The sequence below is a fragment of the Edaphocola aurantiacus genome (genome assembly GCF_019797745.1).
GTDB classification, from domain to species: domain Bacteria; phylum Bacteroidota; class Bacteroidia; order Chitinophagales; family Chitinophagaceae; genus Edaphocola; species Edaphocola aurantiacus.
The window spans coordinates 38706-54069 of the sequence record NZ_VOSI01000002.1 but is presented as its reverse complement, the minus strand read 5'-3'; the positions used below and the strand labels follow the sequence as shown (position 1 = coordinate 54069).

The window sequence follows — 15364 nt, the reverse complement described above, 5'->3', positions numbered from 1 at the left end:
TTGAGCATCGAATTTGGAGCGGAATAAGAAAATAGCATTTGGTGGGAAAATACTGGCATTTGTTGCCGTCAGTCTGCTGGCGGTACAAGTGGCAACCGGTGGCCTTGACCCTATGAGTACAGCCGATGAGCTGACTGATACGGACGAGCAGGAAGAAGCTATGCCGGGAGATACCCTGAAGTTCCCGATACCGGAAAAAAAACATGCCGGTCCGGATACTTCGGGCAGACATTATTTTGAGCTGCAGGATCCGAAGAACATGACAAAGGAAGTGACTTTCGATCCGGATTCCAACAAATATATCTTTACAGAAAAAATAGGCGGGGAAGAAGTGAAGAATCCATATGTAATGGATTTTAATGAGTATTATAAATACCAGACCCGCAAAGATGAAAATGACTATTTCAGTGAGCGTTTGGCTGCATTGAATATGTTTGATAAAAAGCCCGATCTTCCTGTATTATACAAAGATGGGGTGTTTGACCGCCTGTTCGGTAATACCAAATTAGATATTAAACCACAGGGTAACCTGACTGTGCTGGCAGGATTTTATTCCCAGAATCTGCGGAACCCGAATATTCCTAAACGTTCTCAGAAATACACCGTTCCCGATTTTGACATGCAGATGAATGTGCAGCTGGTGGCCAAGATCGGAGATAAAATGAAGCTGAATATCAGCAACAATACCTTATCAAACTTTGGCGATATGCAGGAAATGCGTAAGCTGGAGTATACCGGTAAGGATGATGAGATCATAAAAAAAATAGAGCTAGGTAATGTGAGCTTCCCGCTCCGCAGCAGCCTTATATCCGGGGTATCTTCCCTTTTTGGAGCCAAAGCACAACTCCAGTTCGGTAAACTATGGGTAACCGGGGTAGTATCGCAGCAAAAATCTCAGCGCCGCAGCATGACCGTAAAGGGTGGGGCGCAAACAACCAACTTTGAAGTAAAAGCATATGACTATGAGGAAAATAAACACTTCCTCCTGGCACAGCATTTCTATAATAATTATGACCGGGCACTGGCCAATTTCCCGATTATTAATTCCCAAGCTGTAATTTCTAAAGTAGAGGTGTGGATTACCAATCGTACCGGAAGTACGCAAGGTATCCGGGATGCCCTGACCTTTATGGATCTTGGCGAGGCTAATCCCTACAATACCAGCCTGATCAACGGAGCTACAAATGCACTTCCGGATAATAATGCCAATGCGTTATACCTCAACCTGCAACAGAACCCACTTGTAAGAACACAGAGTTCGGCTACGCAAGGAGCGATCAGTATGGGCTTAAAAGAAGGAGAAGAGTTTCAGCGTGTTACCTTACGTAAACTGAATACCAACGAATTCACTTTTCAACCTCAGTTAGGATATATCTCTATCAATACCACACCCAATCCCGATGATGTGGTAGGGGTAGCATACCGCTATACTTATAATGGTGTAACACACCAGGTAGGGGAGTTCTCTGAAGACCTTCCTCCTGACTCAGCATCGCAGAAAGTAATATTCCTTAAATTACTGAAAGGGACCTCGGCTCGTGTAAAGCTGCCGATCTGGAACCTGATGATGAAGAATGTGTATGCCTTACAGGGAATCAATATCAGTAAAGATAAATTCCGCCTGAATGTAGTGTACGAAGATCCGGGTGGTGGTAATAAACGCTTCCTGCCCGAAGGGCCTCAGGCAGGTGTACCATTGATCAGCCTGCTGAACCTGGATCGCCTCAATGCACAGAACGATCCCGGACCAGATGGGGTGTTTGATTATGTAGATGGGATTACCATTAATGCACAACAGGGTAAAGTAATATTCCCTGTACTGCAACCATTTGGTAATGATCTGAAACCCGCTTTGGGCAATGATCCTAACCTGGAACAAAAGTACCTGTATCAGATTCTGTACGATTCTACCAAGACAGTTGCCTTACAACAGCAGCAAAATAACCGTTTCCTGATTACGGGTGAATACCAGAGTACAGGTGGCGGAGCCGAAATACGCCTTAATGGATTCAATATTCCGCAAGGCTCTGTTACCGTAACTGCCGGCGGACAAAAATTACAGGAAGGCACCGATTTTCAGGTAGACTATAATATGGGTGTGGTGAAAATCCTGAATACCGGTATCCTGAATTCAGGTGTGCCGATCAACATTGCCTATGAAGACAATGCAGCTTTCGGACAGACCATGCAGAACTTTATGGGTACCCGGCTGGATTATTATGCCAATGATAAACTTACCCTGGGGGCAACGTACATGCGCCTCACAGAGCGCCCGTATACCCAAAAGGTAATCAGTGGGTACGACCCTATTAAGAATACTGTACTGGGTGCGGATATGAACTACCAGTCCGAAATGCCGGGTTTAACCAGGGCATTGGACAAAATATTACCATTCTACAGTACTTCAGCACCATCCTTAATCTCAGCCAGTGCTGAGGTTGCAGGTATCCTGCCCGGCCACTCCAAGTTTATCAACGGTATTGCCGGAGATGAAGGTGGTACGGTTTTCGTGGATGACTTTGAAGGGGCTGCAACTTCTTATGACCTGCGCTACCCGATCAATAACTGGACACTTTCCAGCATTCCATTTGAAGCAACAGGACCGGCAAATAATATATTATTTCCTGAAGCCAGCATGTCTAACGATCTGCGTATAGGCTATAACAGGGCTAACCTGGCCTGGTATAATATCGAACCGACACTTAATGGTGGCGGAGCCTCCGTGCCGCAAAGTGTGCGTAATGATACCACCCTGCAGGATTACTGGAGACAAATTCCTCAGGCAGAGGTATTTCCTAAAAAATCAGTGATCACTACACAAAGTGTACAATCAACTTTCGACCTGAACTTTAACCCTAAAGTGCGTGGTCCGTACAACTTTGATCCTGCTAATGTTGACCCTGCTACAGGTAATCTGCTGAATCCGACAGCCCGCTGGGGAGGTATTCAGAGAGCAATTGAGCAAAGTGATTTCGAACAAAGCAATGTAGAGTACATTACCTTCTGGGTACTGGATCCGTATATGTACAAACAGAACAGCAGAGGTGGTTACCTTTACTTCAACCTGGGTAATGTATCGGAAGATGTACTGAAAGATTCCCGTCTTTCTTTTGAAAACGGTGTGCCATATCCTGTTGATCCTACTAAAATGGATCAGACGGTATGGGGTAAAGTGCCTAAATTCCAGCAGCAGCTGGTGCGTGCATTTGATCAGCAGGAAGGTGCGAGAGCAGTGCAGGATGTGGGATATGATGAAATGGATAATGCAGATGAGCAGACATTCTTCAATACTTTCCTGGGCCAGATGAAAACGCTGTTGGGAGAAACGTCACCTGCGTATCAGAAATTAGCACTGGACCCTGCATCAGATGACTTCAAGCATTTTTATGATGGAAGTTATGATGCCTCAAATGGAACAATTCTGCAGCGTTATCGTTATTTCAATAACCCTCACGGTAATGCGCCTATTCTTTCCGGAACCAATGCAACAGAAACTGCGGGTAGTTCTATTCCTGAGTCAGAAGACATCAACAGAGATAACTCTCTGAACGAAACAGAGGCTTACTACCAGTATCGTGTAAAGATAGAACCGAACATGCAGGTTGGGGTTACCGAATTCCTGGTAGATAAAACAGTGGCAACCGGTATTAAACTGCCAGATGGCAGAATTACAGATAATACCTGGTATCAGTTTAAAATTCCAATCAGGAGATTCTCTGCTAAAGTGGGTGGTATCAGCGATTTCCGTTCTATCCGTTTCATCAGAATGTTCCTGAATGGCTTCGAAGATAGCGTGGTGATGCGTTTTGCACAATTACAGTTAGACAGAAGTATCTGGAGAAAATACAATTTCTCTCTGGTTAATCCAGGAGAACCTTTGACAGAAGACGATATCCTGGGTACACCTTTCGGTCTCACGACTGTAAGTGTAGATCAGAACAGCTCCAGAAAACCGGTTAGATATGTGATGCCTCCTGGCATCCTGAAACAGCAACAGGTAGCGACTACCGGTCAGCAGTTCAATGCCGATGAGCAATCACTTTCCGTTCAGATCTGTAATCTTAAAGATGGTGATTCCCGTGCCGTATTTAAAGAAGTAGGAACAGACATGCGTCAATATAAAGAACTGAAAATGTTCATTCACGCAGAATCAGTTCCCGATCAGTCTCCGGTAAATGATGGTGACCTGGTAGCCTATATCCGTATCGGCTCTGACTTTGTACGTAACTATTACGAATACCAGGTGCCGCTGAAGATTACCAGTCCTGATGGTACCCAAACTGCGGAAACCGTTTGGCCGGAGCAGAATAACCTTCATATTGTATTGCAGGATCTTGTAGACCTGAAATCAAAAAGAAATAAAGATAACTTCCCGGTTGCCAATCTGTATGACGGAACAGACCGTAATGGCCGTATGATCCGCATCATCGGTAACCCGAACATCGGGGAGGTGAAAAATATTATGCTGGGTGTGCTGAATCCGAAAAAGACTCCGCAAACACCAGCCGATGACGGGCTGCCTAAATGTACCGAAGTATGGTTCGATGAATTGAGGAATGTAGGCCTGGATGAAAAAGCTGCTTATGCGGCATCAGGGCAGGTCAATGTACAACTGGCCGACTTTGGTACAGTCAATGTAGCCGGTACCATGCATACACAGGGTTATGGTAGTATCGACCAGAGGGTAAATGACCGTTCAAGAGATAACTATTACCAGTATCAGGGTAATGCCAACCTGAACCTGGGTAAGATCATGCCTAAAAACTGGGGTGTGCAATTACCGGTGTTTGTTGGTTATAATCAGTCTGTGAGCAATCCGGAGTATGACCCTTATGATGTGGACATAACACTGACCGACAAGATGCGTGGACTGACCGGCGCGGAGCGTAAAGCGGTATTACAGGCAGCGCAGGATTTTAATGCGATTACCAGCTTTAACATCAACAACATGCGTATTTTGGGTAATCCTTCTAAACAGAAAAAGATTATGCCATGGAGTGCGCAGAATTTTGATCTGAGCTACTCATACCTGCGACAGTTTAGCCGTAATTCTCTGATTCAGGGCAATGACTATACCGATCAGAAACTGGCATTAGGCTATACCTATAGTGTAACCACTAAACCGTTTGAACCATTTAAGAAAAGGATCAAATCCAAATCTCCCTGGCTGACCTTTATCAAGGACTTTAATATTAATTACCTGCCAAAGACATTCTCTTTCCGCAACAACCTGGAACGTACCTTCACCGAGACGATCCTGAGAGACGTAGATGCGGCTGGTTATGAAATGCCGGCATATTATTATAAAAACTTTGTCTGGAATCGTAATTACAATATGCAATGGGATCTAACCCGTTCGCTGTCTGTAAATTACCAGGCAACTAATATCTCGCGTATTGATGAGCCATATGGCAGAATCAATACAGCATCCAAAAGAGATAGTCTTTATGACAGGCTGCTGGACTTTGGTCGTAACACTTATTTCAGCCAGAAGTTCGATGTAACCTATACCATTCCGACCAAGAAGTTCCCGTTCCTGGACTGGACTACTGCGAATGTTGTGTATAATGCTACCTATGACTGGACAGCAGCATCACTGCTCGCACGCAGTCAGGGTAATGTGATCACCAATACCCAGCTGAAACAAATAACCGGAGAACTGAACTTCAGTCAGCTGTATAATAAAAACCGATACCTGAAAGCCATTAACCGTCCGACTAACGGTGTGCTGAAAAATGCAAAGACCAATGCCTTTAAGGATAAAGATAAAAACAGCGTTAGTTCTGCAGGCTCCATGGAGCGTTTCTCTCCTACCGGAGGACCAGGAGGTAAATTACCTAAAGATGGACAGCAGGAGAAAGATGAGAAAGAGAAGAAAACAAGCCGCATCCCACCTAAACCGGAAAGGAAAACCTTTACCGCAAAAGATGTAAAAGGAAGTGATAGCATGAGCCTGGCCCAAGTTGGACAAGAGCTGAAGAAAATGCGTAAAGCAGAACGTCAGCGATACAGACAGGCGATGGTTACATGGCGTAAAGCGAAACAAAACATCCTGCCGGAAGTAAGCAATGGCGAGAAATTCTTTGTGCGACTGGCCACTATGCTGAAACGCGTCAATTTTGACTATACCGAGAACATGGGTACCATACTGCCAGGTTATATGGACAGTACAAACTATCTGGGTGCCAATATGCGCAATAATGCCAACGGACTGGATTTTGCATTCGGATATCAGCCTTCAAGATACTGGCTGGATGAGCAAATGCGTAAAGGAAACCTGTCATCAGATAGTTTGTTCAATGGTATGTATCAGCAGATGTATACTCAATCGTATAGCCTGCGTGCAGCACTGGAGCCTGTACCGGATCTGCGTATCGATCTGAACTGGTCCAGCAACTTTACCCGCAATCAGTCTGAGATTAATAAATTTAATGATGCGAGCGGAGAATATGAGCGCCTTAATCCTTATTATACCGGTTCGTTCAACGTTTCCTATATCGGGGTGAAAACCTTATTCCAGAATGGAAAAGCAGGTGAACTCTCCAGTACCTATCGTGATTTTATGGCCAACCGCGAGATCATTTCTCAGCGACTGGGCAATGTGAATCCATACACAAACGGTACAGCAGATCCTAATAATCCTAACTATACCAAAGGGTATACCGGCTTTGCCCAGGATGTACTTATACCGGCATTTATTGCGGCCTATTCAGGAAGAGATCCGAGAGCAGTACCATTGCTGGTATATGATTATAATAATGTGAAGAGCAATCCGTTCCGTTTCTATTTCCCTATGCCGAACTGGAAACTGACTTATACCGGGCTGTCTAATGTTGCGCCTCTGAGCGATATATTAAACACCTTCACGCTGAACCATTCCTATACCGGTAAAATGATGATGAACTCTTTTGCAAATTCCCTGTACTACAGAGATTTGCTGGGCGTAGGTTTCCCATCATTTATTGATTCCAATTCCAATAACTACGTACCATTCTTCCAGGTGCCGAATATGACCATTACCGAAACATTCGGACCACTCATGGGCTTTAATGCTGCGTTTAAAAATGACCTTACTTTAAGAGTAGATTATAACCGTTCCCGAATTGTGAGCCTGAGCCTGATCGATTACCAGGTAAGCGAAACCCGCTCTACCGAATGGATTGTCGGATTAGGATATCGTATTCGCGGCCTGGTATTGCCATTCAGCTTTTTCGGAACCAAACGCCTGAAGAATGATCTGAATATTAAGTTTGACTTCTCGTACCGTGATGACCTTACCTCCAATACCTATATGGCACAAAATGAAAACCGTGCAACAATGGGACAGAACGTAATCGGTATCACACCTACGATAGATTATATCATTAATGATAACCTGCAACTGCAGTTTTATTTCGACAGGAGACAAAGCAAACCTTATGTGAATACCTCCTTCCCGCTTAGCAGTACAAAAGGCGGCCTGAAACTGACCTTTACTTTTGCAGGCCAATAGGGGCACAATATGAATCAGGAACAACAAAATAATGAACAATGGTATGCGTCCAATAAACTGATATTGGACGCATTCGATTTAGAGCGCATCCCGGAAATTACTTTGGAGGACTTCATCAATATGTTGTCAGGTAAAGTGCAGTATATGCTGGATCATAATACAGAGGAGCTTTTTTCAAAACTGTACCGGCTTGATGTCGCGGAAGAAAGGATTAAAGAAGCCTTTGGCCATGAAAATATAGCACAAAAAATTGCCGCCCTTATTGTAGAGCGGCAACTGGAAAAAATGGATTCCCGTAAAAATTTCAAGACACCTAAGCCGGACGATGATCTGGCCTGGTAATCATTATTTGTAGACCCTCACGGCGCAGACATAATCTCTCAGTACCTTGATCTGGTCTGGTCTGCTGCTGCTTAAGCGATTTTTGGTATTCAGGTTGATCTTCTGATCCTTGGTCAGGTTGTTCAGGTTATTGATCATCGCCAGCAATTCATTGGCATGCACCGCATAGGTTGTACCATTGGTATTGGTTTTCTTACCGGTGATGATACCTACTATATTCCCGTTGTTATCCAGGATAGGGGCACCACTCTGGCCCGGATTAGCCGTAATCTCCAGCTGATAAGATGCTGTATCTCCGTTATAGCCGTGCTCACTGCTGATATAACCTTCGTTATACACTACATTGTCCTGAGGATAGCCGATACTGAAGATCTTTTGACCTAAAGCAGAAGGATTTTTAGAGATCATATAAGGTAATGCTTTACCGAACACAAAATCTTTATCCGTAATTTTCAGGATAGCCAGATCAGATTGCGGATTGGCAGTCAGGATATTGGCTCTGTAATAACTCCCATCATTCAACTGTACAAAAACAGAGTCCGCACCTTCCACAACGTGATAATTGGTCGCAACCAGTCCGTCATTGGTAATGGCAAAGCCGGAACCGCTGTAATCTCCCGGGTAGTCGATATGGGTACCGCTACCTTTTTTGTTCATATTGCTGATAATCTGGTTCTGAGAATGTTTCAGAGAAGCGATATCTTTCTGTAATTGAGTATATTGGTTTTGATCCTGGCGGTTATCTCTCGTAAAGGTATATGTCAGCAGAGAGGAGAACAGCGCAATGACTGCAGCGGCAGACAAAGGCTTCCAGTAGCGGCGTAAGCGTGCAGAAAACGATGTTTTTATCTGCATAGCCGGAGCCGGAGTACCGGCAGCCAGTTTTTTATGTTCCGCAGCTGCACGTTTCAGGCTTTCACGGATGGCAGCAGCCGATTTCTTTTCTGACAGCAGTACCTGCAATTGCAGCGCCTGCTGAAAAGATGCATTTAACACCTTATCCTCATCCAGAGCAGTATGCAGTGCTTTGATCTCTGCTGTACTGAGATCTCCGTCCTTATATCGCTCAGCCCACTCTTCTATGTTTAATAAATGAATCATCTTCTTAAATATTATGTTGTCTTTCTAGACGAAAAAAATAGTTTTTTCAGCCGGTTCAGGCATTTGTACTTCTGTGTTTTGGCATTTTCTGCATTAGTATAGCCAAATTGCTTTGCTATATCCTGCATGTTCTTTTCCTCCAGGTAGAAGGCCTTCAGCAGTCCGTTACAAGGCTCACCTAACTGGCTCATTGCATTTTCCAGTAGCTGGAAGTTGACCTCTTTCTCCAGGTGGTGGGACACATCGTCGTGGTACTGCGCCTCCATATCATTATCATCCTCATCTTCTATCTCCTGCAGAAAAGACACCTGGCTGGAAGCTTCCAGTTTTTTAAACCAGAGCCGCTTACATACTGCAAATAAATAAGTACTTAATTTACAGGTAAGGGCAAATTCCGGTTTTTGCGCCTTTTCATATAATACCATCAATCCTTCCTGGAAGATATCATATGCATCATTTTCAGCACCGCCCCTGGTCACGATCCATTTGGTCAGCATAGACTGATACAAACGGTATATTTCCCGGATAGCCTGGCTGTTGTTGCGGGATAATCCTTCTATCAGTTCGCTATCACTATAAATACTTGTTTTACTCACCAGCAATTGTTCTTTTATTCTGTAAATGATGCCTTCCCGCCTATGTTAGAATATATACTAATTACCTTTTGGCTATTCAGGAACATGTACAGGCCTGTTTAAACGTATGCTAAGTTAACTAATACTATTCATTTACTTAATGCTGAAATTGCCAAAAAGTAACCCAAAAAGCCGTTCAAAAAATATTTTTAAAAATTTTTCGAAAGTTGGGTTACCTTTTTTACTTTTGCGCATTAATATTCAAAATCACAATTTTAAAATTTTAAAAAACAAACAAATGAAATCATTAAAATTAGGCGTTTTCGCTATCGCTATGGGTTTATTCGCTGCATCTTGCGGTAACAACGAAGCTAACACTGACGCTACTGCAACTGCTGATTCAGCTGCTGCTGCTACTGAGCAAGCTGCTGCTGCTACTGAAGCTGCTGCAACTACTGTAGATTCTGCTGCTGCTGCAACTGCTAACGCTGCTGCTGCTACAACTGAAGCTGCTGGTACTAACGCTGCTAACGCTGCTGCTGCAACTACTGAAGCTGCTGCTAACGCAACTAAAGAAGCTGCTCACGAAGTTAAAGCTGGTGCTGAAAAAGCTGCTGAAGCTGCTAAAGCTGCAAAATAATTTAGTTAAAAAGCTAAAAACAAACAAAAGGTCGCTTCCTCCTGGAAGCGACTTGTTTTTTATATATATATTTGTGGCTCAAAATTTGTAAGCGTTCACATGTTATATAGAAGCAAAGCTCCCTTGCGTATAGGCCTGGCCGGTGGTGGAACCGATGTAAGTCCGTATAGTGATCTCTATGGAGGTGCTATATTAAATACAACCATCTCCCTTTATGCCTATGCTTCTATAGAACCCATCGACGAGCCTACTATTGTTATTGAAGCAGTAGACCGGGATGAATACAAAGAGTATTCCCTGGCCGATGCCTTACCCATTGATGGTTATTTAGATCTGGCTAAAGGTATTTATAACCGCATTGTAGCGACTTACGGACCGGTAAGCAGCGGGTTTCGCCTCACCACCTCTGTCGATGTACCGGCAGGTTCTGGTTTAGGCACCTCTTCTACACTCGTGGTTGCGATATTAGGAGCATTTATTGAATGGCTGAAATTGCCGCTGGGTGAATACGAAATTGCCCGCCTGGCCTATAGTATCGAAAGAGAAGACCTTAAAATGTCCGGTGGTAAGCAAGATCAGTATGCCGCTACATTCGGAGGCTTCAATTATATGGAATTCTTTTCTGACGATAAAGTAATAGTCAATCCTCTTCGGGTGCGTTCCAGTCATATACACGAACTCGAAAATAATCTCTTACTGTTTTATACCTCAACCAGCCGCGTGTCCGCGAAAATTATTGACGCACAAAGCAAAAATATTGCAGAGCGCAGAGCAGACTCCATCGAAGCCATGTCTCATCTGAAAGAGCAATCTATAATGATGAAAGAAGCCCTGCTTATCGGGAATATTGATGCGATAGGGGAGATACTGCATTTCGGGTTTGAGCATAAGAAACAAACCGCTAAAGACATTTCTAACCCGCTCATAGATGAGATCTATGCAACGGCACTGGATGCCGGGGCTACCGGAGGTAAAATCAGCGGAGCCGGAGGTGGTGGCTTTATGGTGTTCTATTGTCCGGGCAATAGCAAGTATGCGGTGCAAAAAGCACTGGAGCGGTTCAAAGGACAATTTTATCCCTATCAGTTTGTAAAGAACGGACTCTTTACCTGGACTAATTCAAAGTAGTTTTCAGTGCAGTATCCAGACTATCCGCGATAATGCGTCCATCTTTCATCGTCAGTATACGATCTGCCAGTGCAGCCAGTTGCTCATTGTGTGTAACCACGACAAAGGTAAGCTGGTAGCGTGCCTTAAGGTCCAGGAATAACTGGTTAATCGCTGCCGCAGTAGCCGTATCCAGGTTGCCCGTAGGCTCATCTGCAAAGATCACTGCAGGTTTCTGTACAATGGCTCGTGCGATAGCCACTCTTTGTTGTTCCCCGCCGGAAAGCGCACTGGGCTTATGATCTACCCTTTCCGAAAGGCCCACTTGCTGCAATGCAATACGGGCTTCTTCCATTGCTTTTTCCTTTGCCATGCCATTTATCCATAAAGGCATACTTACATTTTCCAGGGCTGTAAATTCCGGAAGTAAATGATGAGACTGAAATACAAAACCAATATTCTTATTACGAAAAGCCGCTTGCTTACGGGAAGGCATGCGCTCTAAAGGCGTATTCAGTATAGATACAGAGCCTGTACCCGGATTGTCCAGCAGGCCCAGGATATGCAGCAGTGTACTTTTGCCCGCACCGGATGGACCAACTATAGCCACAAATGTTCCCTTCTCAATAGAGAGCGAAACATCCTTCAATACTTCCAGCGTTCCATAGCTTTTAGATAAATGCTGAGCCTGTAATAACATAATTCAGAATAAAAAGGTGATTATTAAGGAGTGTAAATGTAATACTATTATCCCGATTTGCCCTCCTGGCAAGGGTTTTGCTTTATAACTAAAATTTAATATTTCCCGATAAAAAACTTGCATTTTTTTATCAACTATATCTTACATTTGCCGAAATTAAAACTACAAGAAAATAATTATAATATGTTTTGGACTTTAGAATTAGCATCACATTTAGAAGATGCACCATGGCCTGCTACAAAAGACGAATTAATTGACTACGCAATCCGTTCTGGAGCCCCTCTGGAAGTAGTAGAGAACCTTCAGGAGTTAGAAGATGAAGGTGAACTTTACGAAGGAGTAGAAGATATCTGGCCTGATTACCCAACCCAGGATGACTTCTTTTTTAATGAAGAAGAATATTAAGGAAGACTTTTTTCAGGAAGGCTCTTGATGAGCCTTCTTTTTTTATGTCATCATCTGACATGAAAAAGCGCCGCTACAATATTGTAGCGGCGCTTTTTATTCAATGTATTTAATTGAAGAATTTTCTTTTCTCCGAGCCATATTTTCTTAATAAAGCACTTGCACGATAACGGTCATCATGGTAGGTATGATACAAGGCATCTAATCCCGCCAGAACGTAATCTGCACCCAGCTCATCGCACCATTGCAGCAAACCTTTAGGGTAGTTTACCCCTTTGGTCATCGCCAGATCCAGGTCTGCAGCTGTAGCAATGTTCAGGTATAGAGCTTCCACCGCTTCATTGATCAGCATAAATACAACGCGCTCTACAATAGCTTTTTGTTCTTTTTCAGACAAAGCAGTAGTCAAAGCAGGTTCTCCCTGTTCGTAATTATAAAAACCTTTACCCGATTTACGACCCAGCCAGCCCGCTTCCAGCAGGCGTTTTTGTGCAAATGCCGGACGGTATTTAGGATCGTAATAGAATGACTGAAATACCGTTTCTGTAACAATGTAGTTTACATCATGACCAATATAATCAGTCAGCATGAATGGTCCCATTTTAAAACCACCTGCCTGCGTCATCGCCAGATCAATATCTTCTTTGGTCGCCAGTCCTTCTTCCATGATGCGGATCGCCTCTCCATAAAAAGGACGCGCTACGCGATTCACAATAAAGCCCGGAGTATCTTTGGTCAGCACCGGTACTTTCTTCCATTGCAGCATCAGCTCTTTGATCTCATCAGCCAGGCCTTCGCGGGTCTGTATAGCAGGAATGATTTCTACCAGGGCCATTACCGGCGCAGGATTAAAGAAGTGGATACCAATCACCCTTTCCGATTTTGTACAAGCCGCTGCAATAGAGGCAATAGAAAGGGAAGAAGTGTTGGATGCCAGGATACAGCTATCCTGTACCAGTGCTTCCAGCTGAGCAAATACAGCCTTCTTTATATCCAGGTTTTCAATGATTGCTTCAATGATCAGGCCACTGTCTTTGAGTGCAGCCAGATCGCTGGAATAAGTATACTGAGCCAGCAAAGCCTGTGCATCAGTTATCTTACCTTTCTCTGCAAGCTTTTGCAGTGTTTTTTCTGTCGATTGTCTGGCTTTGTCCAATGCCGCAGCATTGTTATCATAAACCACAACTGTATGTCCGGCCATTGCAGCTACCTGGGCAATACCATTACCCATGGCTCCGCAACCGACGATTCCAATATTCATCATTATATAACTATATAAAAATTAAAAGCTGTTTTTCCACATCATACTTTCTACCGGGCGTATCGTACGTTCGGTATACTTGGCATTTTGTTTTTTATTGTACAGGTGCTCCACCTCGCCGTCTACCGGGAAGTAGATCAGCTGACCGATCGGCATGCCGGCATAGATCCGAACGGGATGCACACAGGAAATTTCCAGGGTCCAGGTATTACAAAAACCAACATCACCTTTACCCGCGGTAGCATGAATGTCAATACCCAGGCGGCCTGTAGAGGATTTTCCTTCCAGGAAAGGCACATGCTCATGCGTCTCGGTATACTCCTGTGTTACACCCAGGTATAATACACCCGGTTGCAATACATAACCATCTTCCGGTATTTCGAAATGGGTGATCTCATTATGAGCCTTCGCATCCAGGATCGCATCTTTGTATACGGCTAAATATTTACCCAGATGTACATCATAAGAATTACTGCCAAGGTAGCTTCTGTCATAAGGATCGATAACAATCGTTCCTTTTTCAATCTCAGCTAAGATTTTTTTATCTGATAAGATCATGTTTATGAGTTGGTAGGAGTAGAAAATTGTAAACGTGGGGCCAGCCAGCTATCCTGCAGCGGTTGCAGCCATTGCTCCAGCATCTCCTTCTTGCTGGATACCAGGTTGTTGAACAGTAAAGTATCCTGTTGTATATAACCCTTATCCAGTGCATATTGTACCTGGTTCATCGGCAGCACCTCGGCTTTGCCTTTTACCAGGAAGGTAATCGAAAGGCGATCAAACAGGCTGCATTCGTACTGGCGCTCGATGCTCTTGATCACTCTTACAGAACTATCAGTACTGCAGCCGCTTACTTTCTCCTGCGTTTCATCAGCCATCAGTACTACAAAACGACCGAACAATAATTTACCCCAGCCTTTAACCGGTGCTCCATGAGCATTCCACTGGCTGATAAAATGCAGTAATTGTTCATTGATCTCCAATTCCTGCTGTTCATTAAATGGTCGGGTACTCTGATAGATCCATACACGCGAACTGTCATCAAAATCCTGAGGAATAATTGATGCGATAGTATTCTGATTCATCTTACAAAGGTACTATTTTGAATGAGATTATTTATTATAAGTATTCATGGTACGAGCCATACCCATAGCGGCAAAGCTCTCAATAATATCGATTGAGGTAAGCACTTTTTCATGGATTACAGGCATTTCATCGGGCTTCCATTTACCCAGTACAAAATCGACCTGCTTGCCTTTAGGGAAATTATTGCCGATACCGAAACGCAAACGAGGGTAATTGGTTGTACCTAGTGTAGCCTGTATATCGCGCAGCCCGTTATGGCCGGCATCACTGCCGCTGGGGCGCAGGCGCAAAGCCTCCAGAGGAAGCGCCAGGTCATCAACGATAACAAGTACGTTGTCGAGTACAATCTTCTCCTTATCCATCCAGTACTTAAGGGCCTTTCCGCTCAGGTTCATGTATGTTGTCGGTTTGATCACGACAAATTGCTTCCCTTTCCATTTCACATTAGCCACAAAGGCCAGCCGATCCTGTTCAAATTTACCCCCGTGTTTGATCACGAAAGCATCCGCCACATCAAAACCGATATTGTGCCTGGTCGCATCATATTCATAACCGATATTGCCCAGGCCAACGATTAAGTATTTCATGGCTGCAAAATTAATATAAATAGGCATTGAATAAACAATTTCATAAATGCGTAATGTTTATCTGCATA

12 protein-coding genes are annotated in these 15364 nt (G+C 43.9%); 5 read left to right on the top strand and 7 right to left on the bottom strand.

All coding sequences use genetic code 11. The features are described 5' to 3' along the window. Positions 1–13 precede the first annotated feature (13 nt). Both sov and FTD44_RS04955 read left to right on the top strand, forming a co-directional pair. Entirely contained in the window at positions 14–7492 is a 7479-nt protein-coding gene (gene sov / locus FTD44_RS04960) for a T9SS outer membrane translocon Sov/SprA (RefSeq protein WP_222165442.1), read from the top strand. 9 nt (positions 7493–7501) lie between these two features. Then, on the top strand, positions 7502–7834 hold the full coding sequence (locus FTD44_RS04955) for a hypothetical protein (RefSeq protein WP_222165441.1): 333 nt from the start codon (positions 7502–7504) through the stop codon (positions 7832–7834). 3 nt (positions 7835–7837) lie between these two features. Here the strand turns inward: FTD44_RS04955 and FTD44_RS04950 are convergent, their stop codons facing one another. Beyond that, positions 7838–8935, bottom strand: coding sequence for a S1C family serine protease (locus FTD44_RS04950; RefSeq protein WP_129019966.1), 1098 nt, complete (start codon positions 8933–8935; stop codon positions 7838–7840). An 11-nt stretch (positions 8936–8946) separates the two neighbouring features. Beyond that, positions 8947–9531, bottom strand: coding sequence for an RNA polymerase sigma factor (locus tag FTD44_RS04945; RefSeq protein WP_222165440.1), 585 nt, complete (start codon positions 9529–9531; stop codon positions 8947–8949). 139 nt (positions 9532–9670) lie between these two features. Between FTD44_RS04945 and FTD44_RS04940 the strand changes: the two genes are divergently transcribed. Continuing rightward, positions 9671–10150, top strand: coding sequence for a hypothetical protein (locus FTD44_RS04940; RefSeq protein WP_222165439.1), 480 nt, complete (start codon positions 9671–9673; stop codon positions 10148–10150). Between the two features lie 99 nt (positions 10151–10249). Beyond that, entirely contained in the window at positions 10250–11278 is a 1029-nt protein-coding gene (locus FTD44_RS04935) for a GHMP family kinase ATP-binding protein (protein ID WP_222165438.1), read from the top strand. Here the strand turns inward: FTD44_RS04935 and FTD44_RS04930 are convergent. Beyond that, positions 11265–11957 carry an ABC transporter ATP-binding protein gene (locus FTD44_RS04930; RefSeq protein ID WP_222165437.1) on the bottom strand — a complete coding sequence of 231 codons (693 nt, stop codon included), beginning with the start codon at positions 11955–11957 and terminating at the stop codon, positions 11265–11267. The two genes, FTD44_RS04935 and FTD44_RS04930, sit on opposite strands and share 14 nt — an antisense overlap. Positions 11958–12104: 147 nt before the next feature. On the opposite strand from FTD44_RS04930, the gene FTD44_RS04925 reads away from it, so the two are divergent. Continuing rightward, entirely contained in the window at positions 12105–12362 is a 258-nt protein-coding gene (locus tag FTD44_RS04925) for a DUF2795 domain-containing protein (RefSeq protein WP_394369725.1), read from the top strand. A gap of 109 nt (positions 12363–12471) precedes the next feature. Here the strand turns inward: FTD44_RS04925 and FTD44_RS04920 are convergent, their stop codons facing one another. Genes FTD44_RS04920 through pth form a run of 4 tightly spaced genes read right to left on the bottom strand, consistent with a single transcriptional unit; the run spans position 12472 to position 15296 of the window. Further along, the gene (locus tag FTD44_RS04920; protein ID WP_222165436.1) at positions 12472–13626 is read right to left on the bottom strand and encodes a 3-hydroxyacyl-CoA dehydrogenase NAD-binding domain-containing protein; all 1155 of its coding nucleotides are present in this window, start codon (positions 13624–13626) and stop codon (positions 12472–12474) included. An 18-nt stretch (positions 13627–13644) separates the two neighbouring features. Beyond that, positions 13645–14181, bottom strand: a complete 537-nt coding sequence (dcd, locus tag FTD44_RS04915) for a dCTP deaminase (RefSeq protein WP_129019963.1) — start codon at positions 14179–14181, stop codon at positions 13645–13647. Between the two features lie 2 nt (positions 14182–14183). Beyond that, positions 14184–14708 (bottom strand): hypothetical protein, encoded by a 525-nt coding sequence (locus FTD44_RS04910; RefSeq protein ID WP_222165435.1) that lies wholly within the window; start codon positions 14706–14708, stop codon positions 14184–14186. A 27-nt stretch (positions 14709–14735) separates the two neighbouring features. Next, positions 14736–15296: an aminoacyl-tRNA hydrolase gene (gene pth / locus FTD44_RS04905; protein WP_222165434.1), complete on the bottom strand. Its 561-nt coding sequence runs from the start codon at positions 15294–15296 to the stop codon at positions 14736–14738. Positions 15297–15364: the final 68 nt, after the last annotated feature.